General features: G+C 69.8%; 13 protein-coding genes. 6 read left to right on the top strand and 7 right to left on the bottom strand.

All coding sequences use genetic code 11. From position 1 onward, the window contains the following. Nucleotides 1–5: 5 nt before the first annotated feature. The 3 genes from NA3_RS07185 to NA3_RS07175 all read right to left on the bottom strand — a co-directional run bounded on the left by NA3_RS07185 (nt 6) and on the right by NA3_RS07175 (nt 4,998). A complete protein-coding gene (locus NA3_RS07185; protein WP_062962704.1) occupies nt 6–1,481 on the bottom strand; it encodes an FAD-dependent oxidoreductase in 1,476 nt (491 codons plus the stop codon). 74 nt (nt 1,482–1,555) lie between these two features. After that, nucleotides 1,556–2,488, bottom strand: coding sequence for a tyrosine-protein phosphatase (locus tag NA3_RS07180; protein WP_227994976.1), 933 nt, complete (start codon nt 2,486–2,488; stop codon nt 1,556–1,558). A gap of 92 nt (nt 2,489–2,580) precedes the next feature. Further along, nucleotides 2,581–4,998: a PEP-utilizing enzyme gene (locus tag NA3_RS07175; protein ID WP_157126534.1), complete on the bottom strand. Its 2,418-nt coding sequence runs from the start codon at nt 4,996–4,998 to the stop codon at nt 2,581–2,583. 272 nt (nt 4,999–5,270) lie between these two features. On the opposite strand from NA3_RS07175, the gene hsaA reads away from it, so the two are divergent. Both hsaA and NA3_RS07165 read left to right on the top strand, forming a co-directional pair. Next, complete coding sequence (gene hsaA / locus NA3_RS07170; protein ID WP_062962702.1) at nt 5,271–6,434, top strand: 3-hydroxy-9,10-secoandrosta-1,3,5(10)-triene-9,17-dione monooxygenase oxygenase subunit; 1,164 nt, start codon at nt 5,271–5,273, stop codon at nt 6,432–6,434. Next, nucleotides 6,434–7,288 (top strand): alpha/beta fold hydrolase, encoded by an 855-nt coding sequence (locus tag NA3_RS07165; RefSeq protein WP_062962701.1) that lies wholly within the window; start codon nt 6,434–6,436, stop codon nt 7,286–7,288. Before hsaA ends, NA3_RS07165 begins: the two co-directional genes overlap by 1 nt. A gap of 105 nt (nt 7,289–7,393) precedes the next feature. Here NA3_RS07165 and NA3_RS07160 read toward each other — a convergent pair whose 3' ends face one another. Further along, on the bottom strand, nt 7,394–9,676 hold the full coding sequence (locus NA3_RS07160; protein ID WP_062962947.1) for a LuxR C-terminal-related transcriptional regulator: 2,283 nt from the start codon (nt 9,674–9,676) through the stop codon (nt 7,394–7,396). A gap of 170 nt (nt 9,677–9,846) precedes the next feature. On the opposite strand from NA3_RS07160, the gene NA3_RS07155 reads away from it, so the two are divergent. Together NA3_RS07155 and NA3_RS07150 are read left to right on the top strand one after the other, a co-directional pair. After that, nucleotides 9,847–10,758, top strand: coding sequence for a TIGR03564 family F420-dependent LLM class oxidoreductase (locus NA3_RS07155; protein WP_062962700.1), 912 nt, complete (start codon nt 9,847–9,849; stop codon nt 10,756–10,758). 54 nt (nt 10,759–10,812) lie between these two features. Continuing rightward, nucleotides 10,813–11,175, top strand: a complete 363-nt coding sequence (locus NA3_RS07150) for an MmcQ/YjbR family DNA-binding protein (RefSeq protein ID WP_062962946.1) — start codon at nt 10,813–10,815, stop codon at nt 11,173–11,175. A 32-nt stretch (nt 11,176–11,207) separates the two neighbouring features. On the opposite strand, the gene NA3_RS07145 is transcribed toward NA3_RS07150, so the two are convergent. Then, on the bottom strand, nt 11,208–12,449 hold the full coding sequence (locus NA3_RS07145; RefSeq protein WP_062962699.1) for a bifunctional 3,4-dihydroxy-2-butanone-4-phosphate synthase/GTP cyclohydrolase II: 1,242 nt from the start codon (nt 12,447–12,449) through the stop codon (nt 11,208–11,210). 147 nt (nt 12,450–12,596) lie between these two features. On the opposite strand from NA3_RS07145, the gene NA3_RS07140 reads away from it, so the two are divergent. Further along, nucleotides 12,597–13,259: a class I SAM-dependent methyltransferase gene (locus NA3_RS07140; RefSeq protein ID WP_062962698.1), complete on the top strand. Its 663-nt coding sequence runs from the start codon at nt 12,597–12,599 to the stop codon at nt 13,257–13,259. A 29-nt stretch (nt 13,260–13,288) separates the two neighbouring features. On the opposite strand, the gene NA3_RS07135 is transcribed toward NA3_RS07140, so the two are convergent. Both NA3_RS07135 and NA3_RS07130 read right to left on the bottom strand, forming a co-directional pair. Continuing rightward, nucleotides 13,289–13,915, bottom strand: a complete 627-nt coding sequence (locus tag NA3_RS07135) for a PadR family transcriptional regulator (RefSeq protein WP_062962697.1) — start codon at nt 13,913–13,915, stop codon at nt 13,289–13,291. Between the two features lie 38 nt (nt 13,916–13,953). After that, complete coding sequence (locus NA3_RS07130; protein ID WP_062962696.1) at nt 13,954–14,796, bottom strand: IclR family transcriptional regulator; 843 nt, start codon at nt 14,794–14,796, stop codon at nt 13,954–13,956. A 233-nt stretch (nt 14,797–15,029) separates the two neighbouring features. Between NA3_RS07130 and NA3_RS07125 the strand changes: the two genes are divergently transcribed. Further along, nucleotides 15,030–15,530: a flavin reductase family protein gene (locus NA3_RS07125; RefSeq protein ID WP_062962945.1), complete on the top strand. Its 501-nt coding sequence runs from the start codon at nt 15,030–15,032 to the stop codon at nt 15,528–15,530. Nucleotides 15,531–15,688 lie beyond the last annotated feature (158 nt).

Here is a 15,688-nt window from a genome sequence, read left to right as displayed (position 1 = left end):
CGCGACTAACCCTGCGCCGCGGCCGTTCCCGCGCGGCGGCCGAAGAACGTTCCGTCCCCGAGCGACGTGCCGCTGATATATCCCTGCCCGTGCAGATTGACCGCCGCGCGGCCGGCGGCGAACAGTCCGGGCAGCACGGCGCCGTCGACGTCCAGGACGCGGCCGTGCGCGTCGGTGTGCAATCCGCCGAGCGTGAACACCGAGGCGCCGGTGCCGCGGCGGTCACCGGCTTCGGCGGGCGGGCGAATGCCGGCGCGCACATCGATGGCCGCCAGCGGGGCGCGCAGCGGTCGAAGCCACCGCGCCGCCTTGTGCTGGTCGGGATCGATTCCGGCAGACGCGAATTCGTTGTAGCGGCGCAGTGTCGCGGCCAGCGCGCCCGGCGGCAGATCCATCGCGGCGCCGAGTTCGTCGGCGGTTTCGGCCAGATGGGTCGGTTGCACACCCCAGCGTTGTTCTTCCGGCACGGCCTCGAACGCTTCCTCGTCGACCACCACCCACACCCGCATGCCCTGCGTGAACAGCGCCGCCTGGCCGATGCGGCCCGGATAGGTGTCCTCGTTGACGAAGCGCTGTCCGTTGGCGTTCACCACGATTCCGCGCGCGGCCAACCCGGGAATCAGGGAAATTCCCACCTGCCCCGTCGACATGTGCCGCACCGCCGCACCCGCAGCCTGCGCCATGCGGATGCCGCTGCCGTCGTCGGTGCCGGCGCTGACCTTGGTATGGCCGAGCAGCAGCGGGGCGTGCGCGGCGAGCATCTCGTCGTTGTCGACGAACCCGCCGGTCGTCAGGACACATCCGCGCCGGACTCGAATCGTCAGTTCCCGGCCGTACTGCCGGGCGACCACACCGGTGACCGTGCCGTCGCCGGCGAGAATCAGCGCGGTGGCGGCGGTGTCGAACAGGGTTGCCACACCGGCCGATTCGGTCGCCGCGCTGAGGCATTGCATCAGCAGGAGCCCGCCGAAGTCGTTGGCGGTGGGCCGATGTCCGCGCGGGGCGGGACGGGCGATCTCGGTGAACGGCCAGCTGTTCTCGCCGAGCCACATCAGGCCGTCGTCGGTGGGCGGCACCCAGGCCGGGGCATCCCAGAGCGAGGGTTTGAACGGCACACCGCGATCGACCAGCCAGTGGAAATGCTCGACACTGTGCTCGCAGTAATCGGCGATCTTCGCGGTGTCGGCGCCGGGACCGAGGGCGGCGGTCAGGTAGGCGGCCATATCGGCCGGGGTGTCGTCGAAGCCGCAGGCGGTTTGGATCGGTGTGCCGCCGCCGAGGTAGATCTCACCGCCCGACATCGCCGACGAGCCGCCCGGACCGCCCGCGCGATCGAGGACCAGAACCCGGGCCCCGGTGCGCGCGGCTTCGAAAGCCGCTGCGGCACCGGCACATCCGTATCCGACGACCAGCACGTCGGTGTCCAGGTCGTAGCGGGTGATCTCGGTCGATGATCGCGGCGTCACCGCGTGAACCGGCATGGTCTGCCTCTCCTCGGCGGCACGCCGCGCTCGAGGGGTGAGCGCGGCGTGCCGGTGGTCGGGTACGGCTGGGCTCAGCGGCCCGGCTTGTCCAGCAACTTGGCCTTCAGGGCGTCGACCGTCGCGGAGTCCACGCCCAGGCCGTCGGACAGGAACCGGTCGAAGGATCCGTACGACTGCTGGACCTGGTCGAAGGAGGCGTCCAGATAGTCGGCCTGCACGCCCAGAATCGGTGCGAACAGCGACGGATCGGTGACCAGGCCCCGCTGCACCAGCGCATCCATCTGTGCCTTGTTGCTCGCGGCCAGATAGTCGTTGGACGCCAGATAGTCCTTGTAGATCTGGCCCTTGGGCACATCCAGCGCCGACATGAGGATCGCGATCATCCAGCCGGTGCGGTCCTTACCGGAGGTGCAGTGATAGAGCACCGCATTCGGAGAGCCGGCGATCTCCTTCAGCGCCGCGGAGAACTGCGCCCGCGCCGCACCGTCGGTGACCAGCCAGCGGTAGTAGTCGCGCATCATCTGCGCGGCCTTTCCGTCGCCGAGCTTGTCCTGCTGCACCTGTGGTCCGCCGGCGATGGTGCTCGACACCATGAGGTAGAAGTCGTTGTTCGGATCCCAGATCGACTGCGCGCTGTAGGGAATCGACGACGGCAGCTGATCCGGGGCGGCCTTCATCTCGTTCGGGCTGCGGAAGTCGATGGCCTTGCCGATCCGCAGCGAGGCCAGCTTCTGCTGATCCGCGGGCGTCAGCCGGTTGAGCGCATCGGAGCGGTAGACCAGGCCGAACCGGATCTTCCCGCCCCCGTGCTGCGTCGGATAACCACCGATATCGCGTGCGTTGGGCGCGGAAATACCCAGGGACTGTTGCTGATCCGAGGTGGCCGGCGCGGTGTGGACAAGCGGTGGCGCGGCGAATGCCGGGGTGGTCGCGGCGGGCAGGACGGCGATGAGCGCGGCGGCCAAACCGGCCACCGACCCCCGCAGGACATGCGAAATCGGCACGGGTGGTGTTCCTTTCCTCGAGGTCCGCCGGATCGACGGCGGACCACGTCTGAGCCGCGGGATTCGGTCCCGCGACGTCGATTCGGCGAGCCTCAGGCCTCGGCGTCGGCCAGCAGCGTCACGGTTCCGGTGGCGCCGTCGACCCGTACCCGCTGTCCATCGGACAGACCCGTGCTGGCGGTCTTGGTGTCCACCACGCACGGAATACCGAACTCGCGGGCCACGATGGCCGCATGGGAGGCCGAGCCGCCGATATCGGTGACCACCGCGGCGGCATAGGCGAACATCGCGGTATGGCCGGTATCGGTGACCGAGGCGACCAGGATGTCGCCGGGCTCGATATCGTCGTCGGAGCTCAGCACCAGTTTCACGGTGCCCTCCACGACGCCGGCGCTGACTCCGGTGCCGCTGAGGCTCTCGCCGACGGCCAGCGCCCCCGAGACCGGCTGCGGTTCCCAGCGGCCGACGACCAGATCCGGCATCCGCACCGCCTGCAACCGCACCCGCTCCTCGCGCCGGCGGGCCACGCGGTCCTTCAGATCCGCGGGCGCCCAGAGCAATTCGTCGAGCGTGAGGAACCAGGCGTCGTCGACGTTGTTGAGTTCGTGCCGGTCGACCAGTCGCGCCGCCAGCTCACGGGCCGCCATGCGCAGGCAGTTCGTGTACCGCACCACCGCATCGCGAACGCGTTCCCGCGAGACCGTGGCGCCGACGGCCATCCGCGCCGTGCGGGCGGTCGGCTCGGGGACCGCGTCACGCTTCGGCGCCGGGAGTTCGGCGGCCCGGGCAGCGGCGGTGACCAGCAGCTCGGGACGGTCACCGAAGGTCGGGTTGAGGAATTCGCATTCCCCCGGCCCACGGTGGCCGACCACCGCCAGCTCGGCATCCAGGGCCTGCGCGAAGCGAGGCGAACGGCTGCGGGCCAGGGCGACGTCGCCGGCCCGCGCGGCCTCGTGGACGGCGGGTTCCTCGCGGCAGACCGCGGCCAGCCGTTCCACCGCCAGCATCGGTCGCGCCGATTCGAGGCGGTTCACGTCGATCGGAACGTCCGGGTCGTCCTTGCCGCGTGCGTGCATGGCCGTCGCGGCGCCGACCAGCATGACGCCGATCGAGGCCGCCGCCCAGGACTGATTGAGCCGATCGCGCCACAGCAGTGCCCGGGCGTGCAGCCGCGCATCGGTCAGCTTTTCGATATCGCTGCGCGACAACGCTTCTCGGTGCGAGGCGGCGTTGATCGTTTCGGTGGTGGTGCCGAAGCGCAGTGCCGTCGCCAGCACCCGTCCGGTCGCTTTGGCCGTCCCCCAGGTGCTGCCCAGGCCGGTCGGCATCGGCGGACGGCCCTGGGGCTGCAACGGGACCTCGGGCGGGATGGCGCCGTACACGTCGCGGCGGATGCTGTCCTCGTCCCAGCCGGGCATATTGTCCGCGGCCAGGACGCCGATCGAGGCGTTGATGAAGATGTGGTGGCCGAGCACCGAGGTGACGCGGCTGGTCCAATGCTCGAGGGCGATGCCCTCCAGGGCGATCATGTGGCCCATCGCGGCATTGGCGAGCCGGATCGCCCCCGCCTGCAGGTCGATGGTGAGCGGGCTCATCGGACCGGGCAGCGCCTCGGAGGTGTTGGTGGCGGTGTGCACCGGGATGCGTGGGTCGACGCGGTCGTCGAATTCGCCCTCCAGCCCCTCGGGCGCGGCCACCTCGAGCGGGTGTCCGTCGGAGGTTGTCGCGCGGGCGGGAATCACATGGTCGGTCAGCGGGATGGCGCCGCGGCGAGCGCGGAATCCGGTGCCGTGCGCGCGGCGGCCGACCAGTCCCCGCACGATGTCCTCGACGACTTCGGCGCCGGTCCAGCCGTAGCCGAAATTCCACTCGTCCTGTGCCGCGGCGGGATCGAGTGCCGGCAGGCGAACGCGGCCGGTTCCCGGGACGCGGGGCGGAATCCGCAGGCCGGATTCGCGCAGTATCGCCCGGGCCTTCGACCCGGAAACCGGCTCGGGCGCAATCAGATCCACCGCGCCGGTGCGGTCGGAAGTCGCGGCGATCACCAGGAAGCGCTCCACGTCGTCGGTGTGCACCAGCGGAACCCGCTGGGAGCCGCCCGCGCTGAGCAGGGCCCGGACCACGGAGCGACTGCCCTCCGCGGTGCGCCGCCCGGCCACCAAACCGGGACGAACCAGCAGTGCCCGCGCGCCGGTGGCCGCAATGGCCGTGCGCGCCAGGGTTTCCCGCTCGGGCGAGGCGAGCACAACCAGGCGGGCGCCTGCCTCCTGCGCCGCCGCGGCGACCGCCGCGACCGGACCGTCCGAAACGTCCACCACCGTGTCGCAGCCGTCCACGATGCCGCGGTAGGCGCCGGCACTGCCGGGATCGGCGATATACACCTCGATCCGCGGATCCACATACCGGTGCCGGACCCGGTCCGCTCCGGCAACGTCGTGCCCGGCGGCCGCCAGCATGCGCGCCACCGCGCGACCGGTGGGTGTGGTGACTCCGGTGATCAGGACCCGCATCGACTCTTCCTCCTCGCGTGCGCCACCCACGAACGTGACGCCGTTCACACACCATGACGAGTGGATCGCGGGGTGCCCGCGCGAAGTCCCGGTCAGCGGGCGCGGCGTTTCGCTGAGTGAGGTTGTGTTCCGGGCCGTGCTTCGCTCCGCCGGGGTCTCGGCCTCCGCATTCCGATGATCGGGACTTCTCGGGCCCGCCACTCCCGCCCGCCCCTACCGTCGAGGCATCGACCCAGTGCGTGGCAGCGCAGAGGCAGGGAGGAACACCGGCAATGACGAACAAGGTGCTCGATCGGGTGCGGGACCTGCTCCCGGCGATCGGCGAACGGGCGGTGACGGCCGAGCAGGTGCGGCGGGTGCCCGCCGAGACGATCCGCGAGCTGACCGAGGCGGGCGTGTTCCGGATGTTGCAGCCGAGCCGCTTCGGTGGTGCGGAGGAGTCGCCGGTCGCCTTCTACGAGGTGATTCGCGCGATCGCGACCGTCTGCCCGTCGACCGCGTGGGTGTCCTCGGTGCTGGGTGCGCATCCGTGGCAGCTGGCGTTGTTCGACCCGCGGGCCCAGCAGGATGTGTGGGGTGAGGATCCCGACACGCTGGTCTCCTCGTCGTATGCGCCCACGGGCAAGCTGACTCCCGTCGACGGCGGCTTCGAGATGAGCGGCCGGTGGAGCTTCTCCTCGGGCTGCGATCACGCCGACTGGGCGTTCCTGGGCGCGGTGGTGCCCAACGATCAGGGTGGGGCCGATTACCTGACGGTGCTGGTGCCGCGCACCGACTACCGCATCGAGGATGTCTGGCACGTGTCGGGCCTGTCGGGCACCGGCAGTAACGACATCATCGTCGAGAAGGCCTTCATCCCGGCCTATCGCGCCTACAGCGCCGCCGATCAGTCCGCGCTGGTGGGGCCGGGCCAGAAGGTGAATACCGCTGCGCTGTATCGGATCTCGTTCGCCAGCGTGTTCTCCAACACCATCACCGCACCGATCATCGGCGCGGCGCAGGGCGCCTACGAGTCGCATCTGCGGCGTCAGCGCGAGCGCGTCCGGCTGTCCTACGGCGGGCAGAAGGTGGCCGAGGATCCGTTCGCGCAGGTGCGGATCGCACGTGCCGCCTCCGAGATCGACGCGGCCATCCTGCAGCAGGAACGCAATATCACCGAGCAGCTGCGCTACGCCGAAGCGGGCGAGGAGATTCCGTACGAGCTGCGGCTGCGGACCCGCCGCGATCAGGTGCGCGGCACCGAACGCGCGATCTACGCGATCGATCTGCTGTTCGAGAACTCCGGCGGCCACTCGATCCGCAAACCCAATGTGATCGAACGCAACTGGCGCGACGCCCACGCCGGCAACGCGCACGTGATCAACGACGTCGAGCGCGCACTGGCGATGTACGGTCAGGGCGAGATGGGCGTCGAGGTCACAGAACGGATGGTCTGATGGGTTTCACCGCCGAGGACACCACCCGCTGGGTCACCGTCGACGGCGTGAGACTGCGGTATCACGAAGCGGGTTCCGGTGCGCCGCTGGTGCTGTTGCACGGTTCCGGCGCCGGAGTGTCGGGCTGGGCCAATTTCGGCGCCAATCTCGAGGCGCTGGCTCCGCACTTCCGCTGCCTGGTGCTCGACCAGCCCGGCTTCGGCGCCAGCGAACGGCCCGAAACCTACGACCGCAACTATCTGCGGATCGCCGTCGACGCGGTCTTGGGCCTGCTGGACGAACTCGGCATCGAGACCGCTCACCTGCTCGGCAATTCGATGGGCGGGGCGGTGGCGACCCTGCTGGCCGCCGAACATCCCGATCGCGCGGACCGGTTGGTGCTGATGGCCCCGGGCGGTGTGGGCGTCAACATTCTGGGACCCGAACCGTCGGAAGGGATTCGGCGACTGCTGGACTTCAACGCCGATCCCACTCCGGAGCGGGCGGTCGACTGGTTGAAGACGATGGTCTTCGATCAGGCGGTGCTCACCGAGGAGCTGATCGCGGCCCGCACGGCCGCGGCCTCGGATCCGCGCCAGACCAAGGCGCTCGCCGACGCCTACGCCACGTTCTACAACCCGGCCTTCGCCGAGCCGGTTCCGCTGTGGGCCCGGCTGCGGGCGATCCAGCACGAGGTGCTGATGCTGTGGGGCCGCGACGACCGGGTGACACCGGTGGAGGGCGCCCTGCTGCCCGCCCGCCAGCTGCCGCGCGCGGATCTGCGGATCTTCTCGCGCTGCGGGCATTGGGTCCAGGTCGAGCGCAAGGACGCGTTCGAACGCGCCGTGATCGACTTCCTGCACCACGGACTGTGAACGCGCGCTGATCTTTTCGCGCCGACGCCGCAGTGGCCGCCGCACCTCACGAGGGTGCGGCGGCCATCGCCGTCTCCGGGCCGTGCCGGTGGACGCCCGTGCCCGCTACAACCCGTGGTCGCGCGCCCACCCCGCGATCTGGGTGCGCGAGGTGAAACCGAGTTTGGTCAGGATGTGCTCGACATGGGTTTCGGCCGTGCGCACCGAGATCACCAGATCGGCTGCGATGCGTTTGTTGCTGTGCCCGGCGGCGACCAGCCGGGCCACATCCTTCTCCCGTCGAGTCAGCAGCGACAGCGCCGCGGTGTCGACGGGCGTGGGGCGTGCGGGCGGGGCCGGTGGTTCCTCGGCGGCGGGACCGCGGCCCAGAGCGAAATCGATCGCCGCCGGTAGCGTCATCGCCGCCCCCGCGTCGTAGGCGGCGCGGAAACCGCTCTCGCCCAGCGCGTTGCGGACCTCGTCGCGCACCTTCTCGCCCACCGCGCTGGTGATCGTATGGGCCAGTCGCACCGTACTGCGCTGCAGCGTCTCGGCCGCGCCCATCAGCCGCGCCGAGCGCTCCATATCGCCGCGAGCGGCGGCCGACCACGCCATACCGTCGAATCCCGAAGCCAGCCACACGCATCGGTCGAACAGCGCGAATTCCTCGATCGCGCGTCCGAGGTAGTCGTCGGCGGCGTCCTGATCGCCGAGCCGCCACTGATCGATCCCGAGCGTCCACAACGCCAGCCCGCCCAGCATATGCGGCCCGTAGCGCTGCGTGAGGGCATGGAATTCCCGGGCCATCTCGGTCGCCCGCGGCTCCTCCAGCAGGATTGCGCACATGAAACCGAAAGCGAGACTGTCCATTTCGGTGGCGTGATGCTCGTCGGCGCGGGCCAGCCGGACGGCCTCCTCGGAACGGCGCAGCGCACCGGCGGTATCCGCATCGGTGAAATCGATCAGTGCCGCATCCAGTTCCGCCTCGGCGAGGATGTCGGTGGCGCCCAGATCGGTGGCGACGGTGACGCATTCGCCGGCCAACCGCGCCGCCGACTCCCGATCCGACAGCAGCGCCGCCAGCGAGGCCGCCGACGACAGCGCCCGCGCCCGCTCCCAGCTGGGTTCCGGATTCCGGGCCAGGGCGTCGGTCAGCCACCGATACCCCTCGGAGAGGAATCGGTAGTGCTCCCAGAAGGGGCGCAGCACCGTCGCGGTCTCCATCGCCAGCTGCGGTGCGTCGAGCATCGAGAACTGCAGGGCCGACCGCAGATTGGCGTGTTCGCGGGCCAATTCGCGGAACCACGCCAGATCGTCGGAGCTCCAGTACGCGGTCTGCCCGCGCAGGGCCAGCCCGCGGTAGTGGTCGCGGTGGCGCGCCCGCACCCGGCGCTCGTCACCGTGTTCGACGAGGCGGTCGTGGCCGAACTGCCGGATCGGCTCCAGCATCGAATAGCGCGGCGCCGCAGCGTCGTAACGCAATCGCAGCACCGACTTGTCGACCAGGCCGGTCAGCGCGTCGAGCAGTCCCTGTGGCCCCGGTGGCAGCTGACACACCTCCTCGGCGGCTTCGATGTCGAAACCGCCGGCGAAGACCGACAACTGTTGCCACAGCCGCTGTTCGGCGGGGGTGCACAGTTCGTAGCTCCAGCGGATCGCGCCTTCGATGGTCTGCTGGCGCTGCGGTGCGGTGCGCGGTCCGGCGCTGAGCAGGTCCATGGTGTCGTCGAGCCGGTCGCGGATCTGCTCGGGCGTGAACACCCGGAACCGCAACGCCGCCAGTTCCAGCGCCAGCGGAATGCCGTCGAGACGCTGGCAGATCGCGGCGAGGGTGTCGCGGTTGGCGGGGGTGAAGGTGAAATCCGGATTCGCGGCGGTCGCCCGCTCCACCAGCAGCATCAGCGCGTCGCTGTCGTGTTCGGCGACCGGGAGCGGCGGAATCGGCATCACCTGCTCACCGGGTATGCCCAGCACCTCGCGGCTGGTCGCCAGCACCCGCACCTCGGGGGTGGCGGCGACGAGATGGGCGACCAGGGCAGCGCACGCGTCGATGAGGTGTTCGCAGTTGTCCAGGATCAGCAGGAGTCGTTTGCTGGCGAGGAATTCGGTGAGCCGGTCGAGCGGGGCGGTGGTGTCGTCGCGCAGATCCAGTGCCTCGGCGACGCTGAGGGTGACGAGATCGGGATCGTGCACATCGGCCAGTTCGACCAGCCACACCCCGTCCGGGAAGGCGCGCGCCATCGTCGCGCCGACCTGTCGCGACAGCCGCGTCTTACCCACGCCGCCCGGGCCGAGCAGAGTCAGCACCCGGGTCGCGGGCAGCAGCCGTTTCGCGGTGGCCAGTTCGTCGCGGCGGCCGACGAAACTGGTGACCTCGGCGGGAAGGTTCCCGGTGACACGCCGCGCCATGATCGCCAACCCTATCGTGATCGAAACGCGTTCGGACCACATCGGCGATGTCGGTCCCGCGTGGCCGCGGACGGTGGGAACGGGAATAGGCTGAGACGGCGAACCGACAATCGACCCGCGGTCCGTCGGGGCCGCGGACCCACAGACCCCTCGTCCCCAGGAGGCCCGCAGTGCGGATCGGCATCATGCTCAGCGAACAGACCGGACCGGATGCGCTGGTGCGCCTGACCGACGAACTGCAGCAGGTGGCCGACGAGGGTTTCGAATCGGCGTGGCTGTCGCACATCTTCGGTCTCGACGCGCTGACCGCGCTCGCCGTCGCCGGCAGCAAGGTACCGAATATCGAACTCGGCACGGCCGTGGTGCCGACCTATCCGCGGCATCCGGGCGCCCTGGCCCAGCAGGCCGCCACCACCGCGCTCGCCGCCGGTCGCGGACGGCTCACCCTGGGGATCGGGCTGTCGCACCAGATCGTCATCGAGAACATGTTCGGCTACGACTTCGGCCGCCCGGCCCGGCACATGAAGGAGTACCTGTCGATTCTCGGGCCGCTGCTCGAGGGACAGCCGGTGTCGTTCCAGGGTGAGACCCTGAGCGCGAACCTGGGCCTGACCGCGGGGGAGACCGGCCGGATCCCGGTGCTCGTGGCCGCGATGGGAACCCAGATGCTGAAGTTGGCCGCGCGCCGCACCGACGGCACCGTGCTGTGGATGACCGGACCCGCGACCATCGCCGAGCACATCGCACCGACGATCACCGCGGCTGCCGCCGAGGCCGGCCGGCCCGCGCCGCGGGTGGTTTGCTCGCTGCCGGTGCTGGTCACCGACGACGTCGATCGCGGCCGGGAGAAGGCCGCCACCGTCTTCGCCGCCTACGGTTCGCTGCCCTCGTATCGGGCGATGATGGACCGCGAGGGCGCCGAGGGGCCGGCCGATCTGGCGATCATCGGCACCGAGGAGCAGGTCGCCGCCCGGATCGAGAAGGTGTTCGCCGCCGGTGCCACGGAATTCGTGGCCGCGCCCTTCGTCGGCGGCCAGGCCGCCGAGCGCACCCGCGCACTGCTCACCCAGCTGGCGGACTGAGCGACGGTGGTGCGCCGGGCGCGGATCGAGGACGTGGAAGAGCTCGCCCTGGCGATGCCGCACGTCACCGTGGTGCGGGGGTCGAGCGGCAATCCGGTCTACCAGGTCGGTGGCAAGTCGTTCATCTTCTTCCGCACCCCGCGCCCGGACGCCGTCGATCCGGACACCGGCGAACGGTATCCGGACGTGATCGTCTTCTGGGTGCCGTCGGAGTCGGACAAGCGTGCGCTGGTTCAGGATCCGGATTCCCCGTTCTTCACCACCGCTCATTTCGACGGGCATCTGTCGGTGCTGCTGCGCGGGGCCCACATCGGTGCACTCGACCTCGACGAGCTGCGCGAGATCGTCCAGGACGCCTGGCTGTCGCGGGCCTCGGCGGCGCGCGGCCGGCGCTGGCTCGCCGAACATCGGCTCTGATCTCGGCGATAACCGGTGCGGCGCAAGATGTTTCAGTTCGCCGCGGCAGAGGCGACGTCGAGCCCGGCCAGCTGGTGGCGCATGCGCTCCCGTTTGGTGCGCAGGTAGCGGACGTTGTGCTCGGTCGGGTCGGTCTGCAGCGGAATCCGGCGCGTGACCGCGATGCCGTGGGCTTGTAGGCCCGCCTGCTTATCCGGATTGTTGCTGAGCAACCGCACCGATTCGACACCCAGATCGCTCAGGATCTGTGCGCCCGCGCCGTAGCGGCGGGCATCGATCGGCAGCCCGAGACGCAGATTCGCGTCGACGGTGTCGGCGCCCGCGTCCTGCAGTTCGTAGGCACGCAACTTGTTCAGCAGGCCGATGCCGCGTCCCTCCTGGCCTCGCAGGTAGACGACGACACCGCGGCCCTCGGCGGCCACCGCCTGCAGCGCGGCGTCCAGCTGTTCACCGCAGTCGCAGCGCAGCGAGCCGAACGCGTCGCCGGTCAGGCATTCCGAATGCAGCCGGGCCAGGACGTCGGTTCCGGACGGATCGCCGAAGACCAGGGCGAGATGCTCGACCGGTTGCGCACCGGAGTCGGCGTCGCGGTAGCCGAAGACCTGGAAGTCGCCGTAGCGCGTGGGCAGCCGGGTCTGCGCGAGCCGGGTGACGGTGTGCTCGCGGTGCTTTCGGTACTCGATGAGGTCGGCGATGGAGATGATCGGCAGCGCGTGCTCGCGCGCGAAGGTCAGCAGCTGTGGCAGCCGCGCCATCGATCCGTCGTCGTTGACGACCTCCGCGATGACACCCGCCGGGCGCAAGCCGGCCGCGCGCAACAGGTCGACGGTCGCCTCGGTGTGCCCGGCGCGGCCCAGCACGCCGCGCGGATGCGCCCGCAGCGGGAAGACGTGCCCGGGCCGGGTGAGGTCGGCCGGGGTGGTGCGCGGATCGGCCAGCAGCCGCATGGTGTGGGCGCGGTCGGCCGCCGAGATACCCGTGCTGACGCCCGCCGCCGCGTCGACCGATACGGTGTAGGCGGTGCCCTTGGGGTCCTCGTTGACCGCCGTCATCGGGGGCAGCGAGAGCCGGTCGAGGTCGGCGCCGGGCATCGGCACGCACAGCACGCCACTGGTGTGACGGATCAGGAAACCGATGGTCTGCGCGGTCGCGAATTCCGCGGCCAGTACGAGATCACCTTCGTTCTCCCGATCCTCGTCGTCGACCACCACGACGGGCCGGCCGGCGGCCAGGGCGTCGAGTGCGTTCTGGATGGAATCGAGTTCACCGGTCATCGTGCACCTCCTGTATGCCTAATAGAAATATTCCGAAACGCTCCTCGCTAGGAAGGGTTCCGCTCAGTGAGATTCTGGGGACGGCGGATTCACCGGACCCGGCGCCGGCGTTGACCTCGAGTGCGGTTGAGGATGCACGCTGGGGTCATGACACAGGCCGCAGAGTTCTGGAACACCGTCTACGACGACGACACCGCTCCCTGGGTGATCGGTGCGCCGCAGCCGGCGATCATGGAGGTGGAACGCGAGGGGTTGATCCGGGGACGGGTGCTCGATGTCGGAACGGGTGCGGGGGAGCACACCATCGCCCTGACCGCCCTGGGATACGACGTGCTGGGTATCGATCTGTCGCCGAGCGCCGTCGAGTACGCGCGGCGCAACGCCGCCGCGAAGGGGGTGCCCGGGGCGCGCTTCCAGGTTGCCGATGCGGTCCGGCTCGGCGCCGATCCCGCTGCGGCCGCCGAACTCGGCGCCTTCGACACGATCGTCGACAGCGCACTGTTCCACATCTTCCGCGAGGACCCCGGCACCCGCGCCGCCTACGTCCGGTCGCTGCACGCCCTGTGCGTTCCGGGCGGTCTGGTGCATGTGCTGGCACTCTCCGATATCGACCCGGGCTTCGGGCCGCGCATCAGCGATCGGCTGCTGCGTGAATCATTCGATGCGGGTTGGGAATTGGAGGATCTGCGACCCGCGTCCTATCGCGGCCGGGTGACCCCGGTGGTCGCCGATCAGGTCGCCGGGCTGCACGTGGCCGAAAACGGGACGGTGGAGACCGCCGCCTGGCTGGCTCGGGTCCGGCGAGTGTAGCGACGGATCCGGCGCGCCGGTCCTGTGCGCTATCGCGGACGAGCCTTCGACTTCGGTGGTGCGAGCGGAGCCTCGCGATTGCGGGGCAGCCGTCCGCGCTTGTTCAGCGCCTCCAGGTCGTCGAGTAGATCCTCGGCCAGTTGGCGCTCCGCCTCGTAGTGGCGGATGCACCACCGCAACACGGCGCTGGGAAAGGCCCACTCCGGGTTGGCGTCGGACCCCTCGGCGTCGGCGGCGGCGCGGCGGCGCATCTTCTCCGCGTAATCGATATGCGCGGTGAGGATTTCGCGCAGCCGCTCCGGCTCGGCCAGATGACCGAGCCACGCCCGCAGCAGCACACTGTGTTTGAGCACCGGCGCCTCCACCGGTGAATGATTGACCCAGTGCGCCACGGCATCCCTGCCGCTGGTGGTGATCGCGTACATCCGCTTGCCGCGCACGCCGTCCTCGGAGGTCACGGTGCGCGAGGTGACGTACCCGTGCTTCTCGAGCCGTTTGAGTTCGGCGTAGATCTGGCTGAACGACGGGCTCCAGTAGAAGAACTGCAAACTCCAGTCCGCCCACTTCTTCAGGTCGTAGCCGGACAATTCGTCCGCATGCGAAAGCATCCCGAGCACGGCCCACGAGGTGGTCGGCAGATCGGTGCCAGATGTCATCGCCGAACTATACCGCCCAGTCATATGCGGATCCGAAATCAGCGCCAGCGGGTGCGGTGCGGGAACAGCGCCCGCCCGGCCTCGTGCACGACCTCGAGGACGACCCGGGCCAGCCGGTCGTAACTCATCGCCTCGGCCCGCCCCGACAGCGAGAGCGCGGCCGGCGGGGCGCCGCGTCCACGCAGCGGCGCGGCCACACACGCGATGCCGACCATCGCCTCCTCACGGTCGATCGCGACACCCTGGCGCAACCGGATCTGCCCGAGTTCGCGATGCAGCGCGTCGGGTTCGGCCAGGGTCCGGGGAGTGAGGCGGGGCAGCCGGCCGCGGAAGGCGGCCTCGGCGATGGTGGGTTCCAGCGCGGCCAGCATCGCCTTGCCCAAAGCCGTTGCGTGCGCGGGCATCCGGCCGCCGAGCCGGGTCGGCAGTGCCGCGGCGAACCGGCCGCCGGCCTTGTCCAGGTAGACGACCTCGCGACCGTCGAGCACCGCCAGGTGGCCGACCATGCCCGTCCGCTGCGACAGTTCGTGCAGCAGCGGGCTCACCGCATCGCGAATCTCGTTGTGGTCCGCGGTGAGTCCGCCCAGTTCGAGCGTCCGCATGCCGAGGCGGTAGCCGCCGGCGGAATGCGCCAGCCAGCGCAGCCGGATCATCTGATCGAGGATGCGATGGACCGTCGAGCGCGGAAGTCCGGTTCGCTCGACCAGTTCCAGCAGGGTCAGAGTCGGGGTGTTCGCGTCGAAGGCGTCCAGGATCAGCGTCATTCGCTCGATCATCGACACCGGAATCGGCGCGCCGGCTCGATGAGCCCTGGCGCCCGTCGTCGCGTGATGCGCGGCCGTGGTGGTGCGTTCCGCGGAGGGCAGCACGGTGACGGTCATATGTACCTCCGTTGGCTCATATGCAGTCTAGAAGTATTTCGACTAGGCATGTTCGGTTTCGGCATTTGTGTCACCTATCACAGTGGCTGCCACCACATCGATCGCGAATCGGTGGAACTACGTAAGTGCTACCGAAATCTCTCCCGTTCACTGGACCTGGCTGTTGACCGGTCCAGGGGCCGACCTGGTGTCATGACTTACAGCTATATGTCTGTCCGAAACAAGGAGTGGCCGTGGAGCCGGTAGTACAGGTGGACGAGATCTCGGAGGCGACCTTCAAATCCGTGCTGAGCAGGTTCTGCTCCGGGGTCACGGTGATCACCGCCCTGTCCGGCGACCAGCCGATCGGGTTCAGCTGCCAGTCGTTCTCGTCGCTGTCCCTCGACCCGCCCCGGGTCTGCTTCTTCCCCGCGCGGACCTCGACGTCGTGGCCGCGCATCCGCGAGGTGGGGCGATTCTGCGTGAACATCCTTGCCCACGACCAGGCCGACGTCTGCCGCGCGCTCGCCCGCAGCGGCACCGATAAATTCGCCGGCGTGGACTGGGAGCTGTCCGGGAACGGGTCGCCGCGGCTGAGCGGCGCGCTGGCCAGTATCGACTGCGAGCTGGATCGCGAGGTCGACGGCGGCGACCACACCATCGTGATCGCGCGAGTCACCGCCCTGGCCGAACATTCCGAACAGGCGCCGCTGCTGTTCTACCGCTCCTCCTTCGAACGGCTGCACGGGCACTGACGCGCGAGAGTCGCGGGGCGGGCGGCTGGTGCGTACCCGCCTGCGCCCCTGCCGCGTCCCGTCATTGCCGATGGGCGGCGCGAATCTCCCGGCCAGTGGGACTTCGCATGCCGGGCCCCCGTCCCGATGGCGAGCATCGAGTCATCACCCGGGGCGGG

This window comes from Nocardia africana NBRC 100379 (genome assembly GCF_001612635.1).
In the GTDB taxonomy this organism is placed as follows: Bacteria; Actinomycetota; Actinomycetes; order Mycobacteriales; family Mycobacteriaceae; genus Nocardia; species Nocardia africana.
Note: the sequence above shows the minus strand (reverse complement) of the source record. Positions and strands in the feature narration are given on the sequence as shown.